We start from the raw sequence: 14,753 nt of genomic DNA on the forward strand, positions 1-14,753 counted from the left end.
ACATATGCAAGGATCGGCTGGAGAAATCCGCCGCAAGCTCGACCTGCTGGTCGCCGGGATGACGGGGCTGCGCCACGACGGCCGTTTCGACGAACCCAATCTGGACGGTACCGCAGGCGACTACATTTCCTTCGACAGCTGGGAATGGCCTCAGGGAGTGGGTCTCTACGGCCTCATCCGCCTCTGGCTCTTCACCGGCCGCGACGACTTAAGGCAGCTCATCGAAAACTGGTACGCCGAGCGACTGGATGCCGGTCTGCCCTCCCTCAACGTCAACACAACCGCTCCCATGCTGGGCCTGTCCGTGCTGTGGCGCGAAACGGGAGATCCCCGCTGGAAGAAGCCGCTCGATGCCTGGGCGGACCGGGTGATGACCGAGATGGGGCGCACGGAAGAGGGCGCCTTCGAGCACCACGTCTCCGACAGGATCAACCACCACGAACTCTGGGACGACACGCTCTACATGGTCGCCCTGTTCCTGGCCTCCTACGGGCAGGCGAGCGATCGCCGGGAACTCGTTGATGAAGCGTCGCGGCAGTTCCTCGTTCACGCCCGCTACCTGTCCGACCGCAAGTCCGGCCTCTGGTTCCACGGCTGGACCTTCGACGGCCGGCACAACTTTGCGCAAGCCCGCTGGGCGCGCGGCAACGCCTGGATCACTGCGGGCATTCTTGACCTCTTCGACCTGGCCCAGATCGCCAGGCCGGTCAGGGATTTCCTTCTCGGCGTGCTTGCGGCCCAGGTAAACGCGCTGCTGCCGCTTCAGACGTCCTCCGGGGCGTGGCGGACGCTACTGGACGACCCAAGCTCCTACGAGGAAATCTCGGCGACTGCGGGGATCGGCTACGGACTCCTGAAAGGTCATCGCCTTGGCCTGGGCACCCCCGCCTGGCGGACCGCGGGGCTTAAGGCAGTGGACGCGGTGCTCAATAATATCGACGAGACCGGGACCGTGCTCAACGTCTCCTACGGGACCCGAATGGGTCACGACCTGCAGTTCTACAGGGATATCCCCATCCAGCCGACCGGATACGGGCAGGCGCTGTCCATCCTCTGCCTGTCGGAAGCTCTCCGTCACGTCGATGCGGGAGCACAGGCGGCATGACGATGAAGATCCTCTATGGTGCAGGCCCGCAGGACATCAAAACCTACGACACGAACCGGCTGCGCTCCGAGTTCCTCGTCGAGGACCTGTTTCGTCCGGACGCGGTCACCCTCACCTACACCCATGTCGATCGCCTGACCCTCGGCGGGGCGGTCCCGGTCTCGACGACGCTCGAATTCGGAAGCGGCGAGGAGATCGGGACGCCGTACCTTCTCTCTGCCCGCGAGATGGGTATCGCCAATCTCGGCGGCCCGGGTACCATCACCGTCGACGGCAAGAGCTTCGACCTGGATAATCGCGACGTGCTCTATGTCGGCCGGGGTGCCCGCGTTCTGACCGCATCGAGCCTGTCGGGCGACCATCCGGCACGCTTCTACATGAACTCCGTGCCGGCCGGGGTCGACATCCCCCACCGGCTGATCCGGCAGGCGGAGTCCAGGCCCGTTGATCTGGGCGAAGCAAGGCGCTCGAACAGACGCAGGCTGCGCATGTACATCCACCCCGAGGTGTCACCGTCCTGCCTGCTGCTGATGGGGATCACGGACCTCGACGAAGGCAGCGTCTGGAATACGATGCCCCCGCATCTTCATGAACGCCGCATGGAAGCCTACTGCTACTTCGACCTGTCGGCGGACGACCGGGTAATCCACCTGATGGGCCGCCCGGATGAGACGCGACACCTTGTCGTTGCCGACGGAGATGTCGTTCTCTCGCCGGCCTGGTCGATCCACATGGGCGCGGGAACCGGGCCCTACGCCTTCGTCTGGGGCATGACCGGCGAAAACCAGGAATACAATGATGTGGCACCAGTTGCCGTTTCCGAACTTAAATGAGCGTAGATTCCATGAACGCACAGACACACTGGATGCAGAAGGCGCTCAACCCGGAAGATCCGATCCGCTACTGGCAGCTCGGCGCCCTTTCCGAGGAGCGCTTCGATGTGCCGGATGCACCGATGAAGGGGGAAATGGATCCATTCTTCTTCCTGACCAAGGTGAAGAACTTCATCCCCCACGAATATCCCTGCCGCACCCTGTTCGCCGAAACCTATCGGGGAAAGCGCCCCGACGTGCGCGGGGATTTCCAGGCGACCCGCTGGTGGCTTCCGTTCGGCTCGCCTCGACTCGACCTTTCCGGCTTCTGGTTCCGCCCGACGCGGCTGGCGGCTTGGGCGAGGACATATATCGAGGTGGATTCTGCAGAAAAGGCGACGATCCGGCTTGGGACCTGCGGCGGCGCCGTCGTCTGGTTGAACGGCCGCGAGATCGGTTGGATGGCGCCCTACAGCCGCAACCTGGAAGCCAAGCAGGAATTCGAACTGCCGCTCTCCGAGGGGCTGAACGAGATTACCATCTTCTTCGACGATCTCGCCGAGCGCGACGCCCGGTACTTCTTCCAGATGGACTATGTCTCAGGTCCCAAAGCGCGCCTTTCACTGCCATGCCCGGTACCGGGTTCGGTAGCGGAGAGCCTCGAGGCGGCTCTCGACCGGATGCACTTCGACCGCCCCCATTATTTTGGCGGCGACATAGCTCTTCGCCTCGCCGCGCCGCTACCCGTAGAGGTTGGCGTGAATGTAGCCATCGAAGGCGACTTCATGTCGACGGAGCGGTTCGACTACGATTTTGTCCTCCCGTCCGGCGCCACCGAACTGACGATCGGGCCATCGGAGGACGCTCCCGCCGACTTCCGTCATTTCCGGATCACGCTCGATGCCGGAGGCTTCGTCGCCTCGCGATCCCTGGGCGTCGAGGTCTGCCATGTCGAGCGTCAGGGAACGGCGCCGGCGGCGCTTTCCGACCGCATTGCCGAAGCTCTGGACGAGGTTTCGGAGCACTCGGAGCGCGATACCGTGCGCGCTTTCGCTCGCCTGGCTAGCGGCCGCGGCGGCGCCGATACGGACGCGATGATCGAGGAAATCCTTCCCTCGATCGAAGACTGCCACGACTGCGCCGATTTCTCGCTCGTGCCGTTGATCTGGTCGCGCGCGGTCTGGGGCGCAGACATTGGCGAAGCGACCCGGGCCCGGATCGACAGCGCGATACTCAACTATCGCTACTGGATGGATGAGCCCGGCAACGACGTTCAGTGGTATTTCTCGGAGAACCACGCCCTGCTCTTTCACACCTCCGCCTATCTGGCCGGTCACCTGCTATCGGACGCGACCTTCGTCCGATCCGGTCGATCAGGTCGCGAGCAGAGCCGGGTAGGTGCCGAACGGGTGCGGGCCTGGCTGGACCACTTCGAGAAATGGGAGATGGCCGAGTATAACTCCGCTCCCTATTTCCCGATCGACCTGAAGGGGCTGACGGCGCTGGCGGCCCTTTCCCCGGACGCGGACATCGCCGCGAGGGCAAAGGCCGGGATAGTCAGGCTTTGCGAGATCATCGCCCGGTCTGCACATCACGGGATGGTCACGGCGGCCCAGGGGCGCTCCTATGAGCACACGCTCTGTGCCGGACGTTCGCTTGAGCTTTCCGGCGTGGCGCGCCTTCTCTGGGGCAGGGGCTGGTATGGCCGGCGCGTGCATGCCCTGCCGCAACTGGCGGTCTGCCTGCGCGATCACGGACTGACCATTCCGCCGGCCCTGGCCGCTATCGCCGACCACCGCAACGCGACACATCAGGAATGGCGGTTCGCGCAGGGAGACAACCGCTTTGCGGCTCTCTACCACTACAAGGGCGCGCACTTCGCCATGGGCTCGGCGGTAAACTATCGCTGGGACGACTGGGGCTACCAGGAAACGATCCTGCATCTGCGCCTGGGCGAAAGACCGGAGGCGGCGATCTGGATCAACCATCCCGGCGAGACGATCCAGTTCGGCTACGGCCGCCCTTCCTATTGGGGCGGTTGCGGTACGGTCCCAAGGGTCCAGCAGTATCGCGGTCTCGCAGTCCTCGAATTCCGGCTCAAGCCGGAGCAGCCGGACTTCACCCACGCCTGGTTCCCGCAGGCTGAGTTTGACCAGGCGCGCATCGGGCGCCACGTCGCGGTGGCGAGAAGCGGGACAGGAGCCGTACTCCTCAAGGGCAGCGCCGATCTGGTACCTGTCGGGGAAGGCCCGTCTGCCGGATGCGAGCTGCGCCAGTACGGCGAGAAAAGCCGCTGGATCGTGCGTATCTGCGAAGCAGGGGATGTACAGTCGGTGGAAGATCGTTTCTCCGACCTGACGGTGACGGAAGAGACGGACGGCGCCTGGACGGTTGTCGATCCTGAATACGGGCCCATCCGCTTCCTCGCAGACGGCTCCGTGGAAGCCGAGGGTCGCCGCATCCAACGAAGCGATTATACCGTCGCCGGCGACGTCACTATGATCTAACGCGTGCTAACCGGACGGGAGGAGGCCCCGTCCACAATGGGAGGAAATGCAATGAAGACAAGATCGACGATCGCGGGCCTTGCTCTCGCGCTCCTGACATCGACGGCGGCGGTCGCCGGCGATGTTCGGGTCATGTGGTATTCCGACGGGGTGGAAGGCGAGGTGATGAAGGACCTCGTCACCCGGTTCATGACGGAAAATCCGGGGATCAACGTCATCCTCGACAACGTCGCCTACAGCGTCATCAAGGAACAGCTGCCGGTCCAGCTGGAGGCCGGGAACGGCCCCGACATCGCACGCGTCACGGCGATCAAGGATCTCGCCAGCCACTGGCTCGACCTGCGTCCGCTGGTGAAGGACCCGGCCTACTGGGACGAGAACTTCGGCGACAAGGCCGACTGGATGCGGCCTGACGGCTCCGACCAGATCTCGGGCTTCATGACGCAGTTGACGCTGACCGGTGGCTTTGCCAACAAGACGCTGTTCGATCAGGCGGGTGTGGAACTCCCAGGCCCCCAGGCGACCTGGCAGGAGTGGGCGGAAGCCGCCAGGAAGGTCGCCGAAAGCCAGCAGGTCCCCTTCCCCATGGCGATCGACCGCTCGGGACACCGCATCACCGCGCCCATGCTTTCCTATGGCGCAAATTACATCGGATCGGACGGCAAGCCCGCGCCGCTGGACCAGGGCGGCAAGGACTTCCTGAGCAGCTTCGTCGGCTGGACGGAAGACGGCACCTTTGCCAAGGACGTATGGGTATCGGCCGCCGGCAATACCTACCGCGCCGCAGCTGATGACTTCATCAATGGCCAGCTTGCCTTCTACTATTCGGGCTCCTGGCAGGTGGCGAACCTCGCAACCAAGATTAGCGACAACTTCGACTGGGTTGCGACGGGAAGTCCCTGCGGGCCTGCGGCATGCACCGGCATGCCCGGAGGCGCGGCACTGGTCGCCGTGAAGTACACGAAGAACCCGCAGGAGGTCGCGATCTTCATGGACTGGATGGCCCGTGAGGAGATCGTCAAGGAATTCTCCGAACGGACGCTCTTCCTTCCCGCCCACAAGGCTGTCGTTGAAAAAGGTGGCCTGAACTTCCAGACGGACAACGAGCAGGCAAAGGCCGCGCTCGGCACGTTTGTCGAGGCCTCGAAGGCGACCTCGGAAACGGCCTTGAAGCTTCCCGCCTGGCGTTGGGCCGATACCGTCTACGCCGCCATCGTCACCCGTATCGGTCAGACCCTTGCGGGAGAACTTGCCCTCGAGGAGACGTTCGCCCGCATCGACGCCGATGTCGCCCAGAAGGTAAAGGACACCGGTCTCTGAGACCCGTGTCCACCTCCACCTCCGTTACCCACGCTATCGCCGTTTGAGCGATCCGGCGGGGCACGATGTTATCGCTCCTCCTCTCCCCGCGGAGAGGAGGAAACTTCACGACCGGGACTGGGCAATAGGGAGACGGCAAGACATGGACATGCGGAAACGATCGCCCGCGCCGCGTCTCGGTGCTCTCCTGATGGCGCCGGTCAACGGCATAATGGCTCTTGTCGACGTTCCGCTGAGGGCGCTGCAGAGGCTGACCGGCATAAACGGCATGGCCCCCTTCTTCCTGATGCCGAACATGCTGATCTTCGGGATCTTCGTGCTCCTGCCGCTTGCGATCAACTTCGTTTATTCCCTGAGCGGCGGCACGGCCCTTTTCCTGTCGGAACGCAGCTTCGTCGGGCTGGACCAGTATCAGAGGCTGTTCCGGTGCGAATCCTATCTGGACCCGATGTCCTGCCAGGAGGACGCATTCTGGACAGCGGTCGGAAATACGGCCTGGTTCGTCCTGCTTCAGGTCACGCTGATGATCCTGGTGGCTCTGGCGACGGCCCTCATCCTCAACCGCGACCTGCGTGCCCGCTCCTTCTGGCGGGCGGTCTTCTTCTTCCCGGTCCTCCTGTCGCCCGTCGTCGTCGGTTTGATCTGGAAATGGATACTCCAGCGCCAGGGCCTGCTGAACTTTGCCCTCTTCGAACTCGGTATGGAACCGCACAACTGGCTGACCGACCGCACGTGGGCCTTCGCTGCGGCGGTCGGCGTTTCGATCTGGGCCCATATGGGCTTCTATGCCCTGATCCTGCTGGCCGGGCTTCAGGCGATCCCGAAGGATCTTTACGAAGCTGCGGAAATGGACGGGACGAAGCCCGCGCGTGTCTTCTGGCGCATCACCTTGCCGCTTCTCGCGCCCAATCTCCTGGTCGTCGTCGTGTTGGCGCTGATCAAGGCGGTCCAGGTGTTCGATGAGGTCTACGTATTGACGGGCGGCGGACCGGGGACGAGCACCCTCTACCTCACCCAGTATATCTACGAGACCGGCTTCGCCTCACAGTTGCGCAATCCAGGCCTCGCAGCGGCGGCATCCATATTGATGGGCCTTGTTCTGGTCGTTCTGACGCTGGTTCAGCTTGGGATAGGCCGCCGTTCGGAGGCGAAGGAGAAACGATGATGGGATCGGTTGCACGCTTCATCTTCCGGCGCAGGGGCGCCAGCGGAACCGGCAAGGGCTGGCACTGGACCGACATCGTTACCTGGATCTGGCTCGTCGGCGGGCTGCTGGTCATGTTCGGTCCCGCGGTGTGGCTCGCCTTCTCTTCCTTCAAGACGCCCGCCGGACTGGCCGAATTTCCGCCGACGATCCTGCCCTATGTCACGCAACAGGTAACCGTCGAAGGCTACGACAAGCCGCTGGCGCTCTATAAGGCGACCATGCCCGACGGCACCACCCGTGAGCTCGCGGAGGTCCGCCGCATCGGCATCGTCGGCCAGATGGTCGACCCGCAGGCGCCCGGCGAGATCATCAAGGTCAACATCGCGGACCGGGAGCCGGTGCGCACCATGTCCTTCGCAACGGAGAACTACACCCAGCCCTTCGTGCAGTTCGACTTCGTCCAGTATCTCTGGAACTCTGTCTTCGTCACGGTCATGGCCACCATGATTACCCTCGTGGTGAATTCCATGGCGGCCTTCGCGCTTTCGAAATACGAGTTCCGAGGTCGCACCTTCGCCATGCTGGTGATCCTCGCGACACTCATGGTGCCGCTGTCGGTTATCATGGTGCCGCTCTATTCCATCATCTCGACGATGGGGTTGTTCAACAATCTCTGGGGCGTCATCCTCCCGACTGTCGCGACCCCGACGGGCGTCTTCATCCTGCGGCAGTACATGCTGACGATCCCCGACGAACTGATCGACGCGGCCCGCATGGACAAGGCCTCGGAGTGGCAGATCTACTGGCGGATCGTCCTGCCGCTTGCCGCGCCGGCGCTCGCGGTACTGGCCATATTCTCCGTGGTCTGGAGATGGAACGACTTCCTCTGGCCGCTGATCGTCCTCTCCCGTCGGGAACTCTACACGCTGCAGGTTGGCCTCAGCATCTATGCCGGCGAACTGAACGTGCAGTGGCACTTCATCCTGGCCATGACGGTCGTGACGATGATCCCGGTCGTCCTGGTGTTCATCTTCCTGCAGCGCTTCATCACCACCGGCATCGCCGGTGCCGGACTGAAATAGGGATGCGTAAATGGGCCAGATCAATCTCACCAACGTCAAGAAGTCCTTCGGCGCCGTCGATGTCCTGCACGACATCAATCTTCACATCGACAATGGAGAACTGGTGGTCTTCGTCGGGCCGTCCGGCTGCGGGAAGTCCACGCTGCTGCGGGTCATTGCCGGACTGGAGCAGGTGAGCGGTGGAACACTCGAGATCGACGGTCGCCGGGTCAACGAGGTCACGGCCGCCGAGCGGGGTCTCGCCATGGTCTTCCAGTCCTATGCGCTCTACCCGCACATGACGGTACGGCAGAACTTGGCGTTCGGGCTTGAGAACTCGAAGATGCCGAAGGGGGAGATCTCCGAGCGGATCACGGAAGCAGCCCGCATGCTGGAAATCGAAGCCTATATGGAGCGGCGGCCGGGCCAGCTTTCCGGTGGCCAGCGCCAGCGCGTCGCGATCGGCCGCGCGATCGTCCGCCGCCCGGTTGCATTCCTCCTTGACGAACCCCTCTCCAACCTCGACGCGGAACTGCGGGTATCGACGCGCGCCGAACTGGCGGCCCTGCACGCCCGGCTGTCGGCGACGATGATCTACGTGACCCACGATCAGGTCGAGGCGATGACGCTTGCCGACCGGATCGTCGTGATGCGTGCCGGCAGGATCGAGCAGGTGGGCACGCCGCTGGAGCTCTACAACAGGCCTGCCAACCGCTTCGTCGCCGGATTCATCGGCGCGCCACACATGAACTTCCTGCGCGGCGAAATCCTGGAAACGGCCGGAGGCGCTCCGGTCCTTTCCCTCGCCGACGGCCATCGCATCGCCCTGCCTGCAGATGCCGCTGGGCTGCCAAAAGGCCAAAGCGTGACAGTGGGCGTGCGGCCCCAGCACATCGCGCTGAGCCGGGATGCGGCCAATCCGATAATAACGGTAAGGCTCGTCGAGGCTCTTGGTTCAGAGACAGTGATCCACGGCGATATCCAGGGCGAGAGGCTTCTGGTGGTCTTGCCCGGTCAGCAATCCTATCGCGCTGGCGACAATGTTCCGCTCGATCTCGGTGCCGCTCCCCTGCATCTTTTCGATGAGCAGGGTCTGCGACTGTTATCGACGGACCCAAGCGAGAGGAATGGCGCGGCAGCCTGAGGAGACATTTAGCTGCCGGCGGGATGCAGCAGGATCAGTGCCACCAGGACGAACCCGACAAGGAACAGCGTCTCGGCGACGAGTATGCCGATGGCGCGTCTTCCGACGGCGAATATCGAGCCCAGAGCCGTCTTTACGCCGACGGCTGCAATCGCCATCAGCAGCGTCCATTGGGAGAGCACCCCTGCTATCTCGCCTACGGCAGGCGGAAACCCGATCAGCGAATTTATGGCCGCCAGCGCGATGAAGGCCGCCAGAAAGCCGGGAAAAAGGCTCTGGGTAGAGGCAACGCGAGCCTGATTTCCCCGAAATGCCAGGGCCGCCAGAAAGACGATCGGGGCAAGCATGCTCACGCGGATGAGTTTCACGAAAATGGCAATTTCGCCTGCCTCCGGACTGACCGAGAACCCGGCGCCGGCGACCTGAGCGACGTCGTGGATGGTCGCTCCGAGAAATATGCCCGTCGCGAGATCGGAAAGGCTGAACATCCCGGCAACGATCGGGTAGAGGATCATGGCGATCGTCGACAATAGGGTTACGACGATCACGACGAAGGCCATCTCCCTCTCCGCCTCTTCTGCGCGCGGCCGTCCAAGGACCGCCGCGATCGCCATGGCCGCCGATGCGCCGCAGATGGCAACGGCGCCTCCCGTGAGGGTTCCGAACCGGGCATCCTGTCCGAAAAGTCGCGACGAAAGTACGCCGAAGGCAAGTGTTGCCAGGACCGCCGCAATCACGACGAGGATCAGCCCGATTCCCAGTTCCCCTATCATCGCGGCGCTGATCCGCACGCCAAGCAGAGCCACTCCAACCCGAAGAAGATTGCGCGACGCGAAGTCGAGCCCGGCGGCCGTGCGAGGATCGTCTGACAGGAAGTGCAGCGCAAGGCCGATCAGGATTGCCAGCAACATCGCCGGTGCACCATAATGCTCCGAAATAAACGCAGCCGCCAGTGCGACGAGGGCCGAAATAGCAAGGCCGCGAAAATATCTGTGCCAGACTTCCCGAGTTCGGTTCACCATCGAAATCACGGTCATATTCCTCCCGCGAAACGGCCCAGCATACCGCGGGAGACGCAAAGGGGTTCTCCCTCCCGCAGAGCGACCTTCAGAACTCGGCCCAGGATCAGTGTATGGTCGCCGGCGTCATGGGCGGCTGAGCGTCGGCATTCAAACCGCGCCAATGTATCATGCAGTATTGGAACACCTTCGTCGCTCAATGTCCATCTCAGCCCGGCAAACCCCCTCCCGCCGCGTGAAAACGCCCGGCACATGTGATCCTGCTCGGCGCTCAGGACGTGAACTGCGAAATGAAGCGCCTTCTCGAAAGAAGCGTGCTTCGATGAACCTTTCGCGGGCGACCACAGGATCAGTGGAGGCTCCAGCGATACGGAAGTGAAGCTGTTTACCGTCATCCCGATCGGTCCCTGTTCGCTCATGGCAGTGACGACCGTAACGCCAGTGGTGAAGCTGCCAAGTGCATCGCGGTAGGCTCGCTCGTTGCCACCTTCCGGCACGAACATCGTTTCGGGACTGCCGGATGATAGGATCGCCTCCATCACGCCACCTCCTGGCCGAGCGCCAGGGTGTAGAGTTCGAACCATGTCTGGCGGTCGAGCACCACCTCGCTTGCGGCAGCGAGGCTCCGTATCCGCTGCAGGTCGTTTGTGCCGAGGATGGGCAGGATCTTCGCGGGGTGACGGAGGAGCCAGGCCACGGCGACCGCTCCGGGCTCGACGCCATGCTCCGCACCGATCCGCTGCAAAGCGGCGAGAAGCTCCGGATGTCGACCTGAAAGCAGCGCGCCGCCGCCAAGCGGCGACCAGCCCATGGGCGGGATCACGCGCTCCTGAAGGAAGGCGAGGTCGCCATCGGTGAAGGCTGTGGCGGCAAGCAGGCTTATCTCGATCTGATTGGTGACCAGCGTCGATTCCATGGATGACTGCAGCAAAGAAAAATCCCAGGGCCGGAAATTCGACACCCCGACAGCCCGAACCTTGCCGGACTGGACCAGCGCATCGAGCGCTGCACCCGTTTCGTCGGGGTCCAGAAGCGGATCGGGGCGGTGGATGAGCAGCAGGTCCAGGTAGTCCGTACCCAGGTCGCGGAGCGAGATCTCCACCGAGGTGTGGATGTGGTCCGCACTCGTGTCATAGTGCTTTATACGCACCGTCGAATGGCGTCCGAACGGCGCCACGATCCCGCATTTGCTGACGATCTCGATCCTGTCCCTGAGCCCCGGCGCCGACTTCAACGCGGCCCCGAGGATCGCCTCGGCTCGATATCCGCCATAGATGTCAGCCTGGTCCATGGTCGTGATCCCTTGCTCGAGGCAGGCTTCCACTTTCGCCTGGACATGGGCGGGCGACAGATCGGTATCGTCCGCCAGCCGCCACATCCCGTAGACGATACGGCTGAGCTCGAGTTCGGGCGAAAGGGATATGCGTTCCATCAGTGGCGTGCTCCTGTGCCCAGCGGCGTGGCCGGGACCTGGCTCGGGACCCTGCCATAGGCATGGGGCAGCGAACATGTCTTCAGATGGGGAAGCACTTTCGAGCCGAAGTGCAGGGCTTCATCCATGTGGGGGTAGCCCGAGAAGATGAAGGCGCGGATGCCCATCTTCCGATAGGCCTCGATCTCCGACAGGACCTGGTCCACGGACCCCACCAGAGCGGCGCCGCAGCCGGACCGGGCACGCCCGATCCCCGTCCACAGATGCGGCTCGACATAGCCGAACTGGTCGGCGAGTTCACGCGCCCGCGCCTGATGGGCAACCCCGAGCGAGATGCTGTCATGGGCGCGCGAGCGGATCAGCGTCCCGTACTCGTCGTCCAGCCTCGACACCAGATGCTCGGCATAGTCGCGCGCTTCCTTTTCCGTATCGCGTACGATCACATGCACCCGCAGCCCGTAGTCCAGAACCCGGCCATGCACTTCGGCGCGCGCGTGGACGGCGCGCATCCGCTCCGCCAGTTGCTCCTTCGGCTCCGGCCACATGAGGTAGACATCGCACTGGGCACCGCAGAGTTCCAGCGCATCGGGAGAGTAGCCGCCGAAATAAAGGAGCGGCCCACCGTTCTGCTGATAAGGCCTGGCCGGATCCGTCGACACGTTCCTGAACTGGTAGATCTCCCCCTCGTGATCGATCCTGTCACGGGTCCACGCCTGTCTCAGTATCTGCACGACCTCGTGGCTCCGCCTGTAGCGGTAGGCACTGTCAGCCACTTCACCCGGAAAATCGGAACTGATGACGTTGAGCGTCAGCCGGCCCTCCAGCATATGGTCGAGCGTGGCAAGGGTGCGGGCCAGCATGATGGGCTGCATTTCTCCGCAGCGTATCGCGGCCAGCATGTTGATGCGGCTGGTGAGCGGCGCGCAGGCGGCAACGAAACTCAGCGTATCCTGCCCCACCTGATAGGACGACGGGCAAAGGATATTGCGAAAGCCGAGCGTCTCGGCCTGCTTCACGATGCGCGAACAATGGTCCCAGCTCGACCTCAGTCGCCCGTCGGGCACCCCGAGATACTCATAGTCGTCGGAGCACAGGGCGGCGAACCAGGATACTTCTGAGCCGTCAAGGTCGTGAGAGCGGACGGGCACGGCAGTCATCGAATTCCTCCCGACAATTTTGCCCTTGCGTACCATTCGGGTTGATGTAAATCAATAGTGTATCAATTTCACACCCGACTCGGCCGACCCACACGCCCCATGCAGCAGACGACAGGCAGCCTTCCGATCTACCTCCAGATCACGGAACTCCTCATCCGGGACATCGCGGCCGGGCGCCTGATCGACGGCGAAAAGCTTCCGCCGGAGCGTGAGATGGCGGAAAATCTCGGGATCGCGGTCGGCACGTTGCGAAAGGCGCTCTCCGAACTTCAGGCGCACGGGATGCTCGAGCGCGTCCAGGGGTCGGGAAACTACGTCCGTGCGGTGAGCGATCCGAAGAGCGTCTATGCAATGTTCAGGCTCGAACTTCTCGAGGGCGGCGGTTTGCCGACTGCGGAAGTCCTCGACGTGGCACGCCTGCCGAAACCGGACAGCCTGCCACGGTTCGGGAAAAGCCCGGATGGTCACCGGATTCGCCGCATTCGTCGCCTGTCAGGAAAACCGGCTGCGATCGAGGAGATCTGGCTTGACGGCTCTTATGTGGACCAGATCGAACCGGAAGACCTTTCGGAATCTCTTTATCTCTACTACCGGACGCGGATCGGTCTCCGGATCGTTCGTGCGGAGGACCGGATCGGACTGGACGTCGTGCCCGACTGGTCGCCCGGGCTCTTCGGACCTCCGCCCGGCGCTCCCGTCGTTCACATCCTCAGGACGAGCGACGACCAGGACGGCTCCCGCGCGGAAGTCTCCCGCACCTGGCTCGATCATGACATCGCCCGCTACGTCTCGCGCCTCAAATAGGAAAGCTCACGCATGAAACTGCTCTATGGCGTTATCGGTTGCGGAATGATGGGACAGGAACATCTGCGCAATATCGCGCTGCTTCCCGAAGCTGATGTCATCGCGATCTTCGAGCCCGATGCCACGATGCGGCAGCGGGCGGCGGAGATAGCGCCCCGCGCGATTTTCGTGAATTCGATTGGCGAACTGCTGCAGATCAACGACATCAACTGCCTGCTGATCGCCAGCCCGAACCACGTGCATCTGTCCCAGTTGGAGGAGGTGGCCGAACGCCGCCCCCTGCCGGTTCTCGTCGAGAAGCCTCTGTTTACCCGGGTGGACGAGATCCCAAGGGTAAAGGCGCTCCGCGAGGGGTATCCGGCGCCGATCTGGGTCGCGATGGAATACCGCTACATGCCCCCCGTGGCGCGGTTGATCGATGAGGCGGAAGAGGCGACCGGCGGAATACGGATGCTGACCATCCGGGAGCATCGCTTCCCCTTCCTGACCAAGGTCGACAACTGGAACCGGTTCAACGACCAGACCGGCGGCACACTGGTGGAAAAATGCTGCCATTTCTTCGACCTGATGCGGCACATCCTGAGATCAGATCCGATCCGGATCACGGCATCCGGCGGGCAGGCGGTCAATCACCTCGACGAGGTGCATGGCGGCCGGCGGCCGGACGTCTGGGATCACGCCTATGTGCTCGTCGATTTCATGTCCGGTGCCCGGGCCATGCTGGAACTCTGCATGTTCGCCGAGGGAGCGCGCTACCAGGAGGAAATCTCGGCCATCGGACCGAACGGCAAGATCGAGTGCAAGGTGCCGGGACCCGGGAGATTCTGGCCGCAGGATCTCGGAGCTCCTCCGGTAGCCCAGGTCATCATCTCGCCGCGCGAGCCTAAAGGTCCCCGAAAGCTCGAGATCCCGGTCGACCCGCGGCTTCTGGAGGCCGGGGATCACAACGGCTCCACCTTCTACCAGCACCAGCGCTTCCAACGGGCGGTCGCAGGCCAGGCGCCGGTCGAGGTGACGCTCAACGACGGCCTCTGGGCTGCCTTCATGGGCCAGGCCGCACAGGAGGCGGCGATCTCCGGCCAGGTCGTAACCATCCGATCGATAGAGCGGCAGGAGCCGATCGAGGCCTGACAAATCCGCTTGCGCTTCCTGCCCGACCTGAGAGATAGGTGACGAAACGTACCGGATACATGGGTAACACTTTCCGTTTTGCGGGAGGTGTTGATGCCGTGGAAAGAGATTTCG

At 63.1% G+C, this 14,753-nt stretch carries 13 protein-coding genes; 9 read left to right on the plus strand and 4 right to left on the minus strand.

What is annotated here, in order from left to right:
- Nucleotides 1-4: 4 nt before the first annotated feature.
- From bglB to ACWGPT_RS12635, 7 genes are all read left to right on the plus strand, one after another.
- Nucleotides 5-1,105, plus strand: coding sequence for a beta-galactosidase BglB (bglB, locus tag ACWGPT_RS12605; RefSeq protein WP_452605937.1), 1,101 nt, complete (start codon nt 5-7; stop codon nt 1,103-1,105).
- Nucleotides 1,102-1,938, plus strand: coding sequence for a 5-dehydro-4-deoxy-D-glucuronate isomerase (gene kduI / locus ACWGPT_RS12610; RefSeq protein WP_452605938.1), 837 nt, complete (start codon nt 1,102-1,104; stop codon nt 1,936-1,938). The genes bglB and kduI overlap by 4 nt, the downstream gene beginning before the upstream one ends.
- Before the next feature lie 11 nt (nt 1,939-1,949).
- Entirely contained in the window at nt 1,950-4,424 is a 2,475-nt protein-coding gene (locus tag ACWGPT_RS12615; protein WP_452605939.1) for a hypothetical protein, read from the plus strand.
- 51 nt (nt 4,425-4,475) lie between these two features.
- Nucleotides 4,476-5,744, plus strand: coding sequence for an ABC transporter substrate-binding protein (locus ACWGPT_RS12620; protein ID WP_452605940.1), 1,269 nt, complete (start codon nt 4,476-4,478; stop codon nt 5,742-5,744).
- Between the two features lie 142 nt (nt 5,745-5,886).
- Nucleotides 5,887-6,909, plus strand: coding sequence for a carbohydrate ABC transporter permease (locus ACWGPT_RS12625; RefSeq protein WP_452605941.1), 1,023 nt, complete (start codon nt 5,887-5,889; stop codon nt 6,907-6,909).
- The gene (locus tag ACWGPT_RS12630; RefSeq protein ID WP_452605970.1) at nt 6,909-7,973 is read left to right on the plus strand and encodes a carbohydrate ABC transporter permease; all 1,065 of its coding nucleotides are present in this window, start codon (nt 6,909-6,911) and stop codon (nt 7,971-7,973) included. Before ACWGPT_RS12625 ends, ACWGPT_RS12630 begins: the two co-directional genes overlap by 1 nt.
- 10 nt (nt 7,974-7,983) lie before the next feature.
- Nucleotides 7,984-9,096 carry an ABC transporter ATP-binding protein gene (locus tag ACWGPT_RS12635; protein ID WP_452605942.1) on the plus strand — a complete coding sequence of 371 codons (1,113 nt, stop codon included), beginning with the start codon at nt 7,984-7,986 and terminating at the stop codon, nt 9,094-9,096.
- Nucleotides 9,097-9,104: 8 nt separating this feature from the next.
- Here ACWGPT_RS12635 and ACWGPT_RS12640 read toward each other — a convergent pair whose 3' ends face one another.
- From ACWGPT_RS12640 to ACWGPT_RS12655, 4 genes are read right to left on the minus strand one after another with little or no spacing between them, the layout of a single operon-like run.
- Nucleotides 9,105-10,133: a YeiH family protein gene (locus ACWGPT_RS12640; protein ID WP_452605943.1), complete on the minus strand. Its 1,029-nt coding sequence runs from the start codon at nt 10,131-10,133 to the stop codon at nt 9,105-9,107.
- A complete protein-coding gene (locus ACWGPT_RS12645) occupies nt 10,130-10,654 on the minus strand; it encodes a flavin reductase family protein (RefSeq protein WP_452605944.1) in 525 nt (174 codons plus the stop codon). The genes ACWGPT_RS12640 and ACWGPT_RS12645 overlap by 4 nt, the downstream gene beginning before the upstream one ends.
- The gene (locus ACWGPT_RS12650; protein ID WP_452605945.1) at nt 10,654-11,547 is read right to left on the minus strand and encodes an aldo/keto reductase; all 894 of its coding nucleotides are present in this window, start codon (nt 11,545-11,547) and stop codon (nt 10,654-10,656) included. Before ACWGPT_RS12650 ends, ACWGPT_RS12645 begins: the two co-directional genes overlap by 1 nt.
- Nucleotides 11,547-12,704, minus strand: coding sequence for an LLM class flavin-dependent oxidoreductase (locus ACWGPT_RS12655; RefSeq protein ID WP_452605946.1), 1,158 nt, complete (start codon nt 12,702-12,704; stop codon nt 11,547-11,549). The genes ACWGPT_RS12650 and ACWGPT_RS12655 overlap by 1 nt, the downstream gene beginning before the upstream one ends.
- Nucleotides 12,705-12,803: 99 nt before the next feature.
- Between ACWGPT_RS12655 and ACWGPT_RS12660 the strand changes: the two genes are divergently transcribed.
- Both ACWGPT_RS12660 and ACWGPT_RS12665 read left to right on the plus strand, forming a co-directional pair.
- Nucleotides 12,804-13,508, plus strand: coding sequence for a GntR family transcriptional regulator (locus ACWGPT_RS12660; RefSeq protein ID WP_452605947.1), 705 nt, complete (start codon nt 12,804-12,806; stop codon nt 13,506-13,508).
- Nucleotides 13,509-13,520: 12 nt separating this feature from the next.
- Nucleotides 13,521-14,639, plus strand: coding sequence for a Gfo/Idh/MocA family protein (locus ACWGPT_RS12665; protein ID WP_452605948.1), 1,119 nt, complete (start codon nt 13,521-13,523; stop codon nt 14,637-14,639).
- Nucleotides 14,640-14,753 lie beyond the last annotated feature (114 nt).

This window comes from Pseudorhizobium sp. NPDC055634 (genome assembly GCF_053618655.1).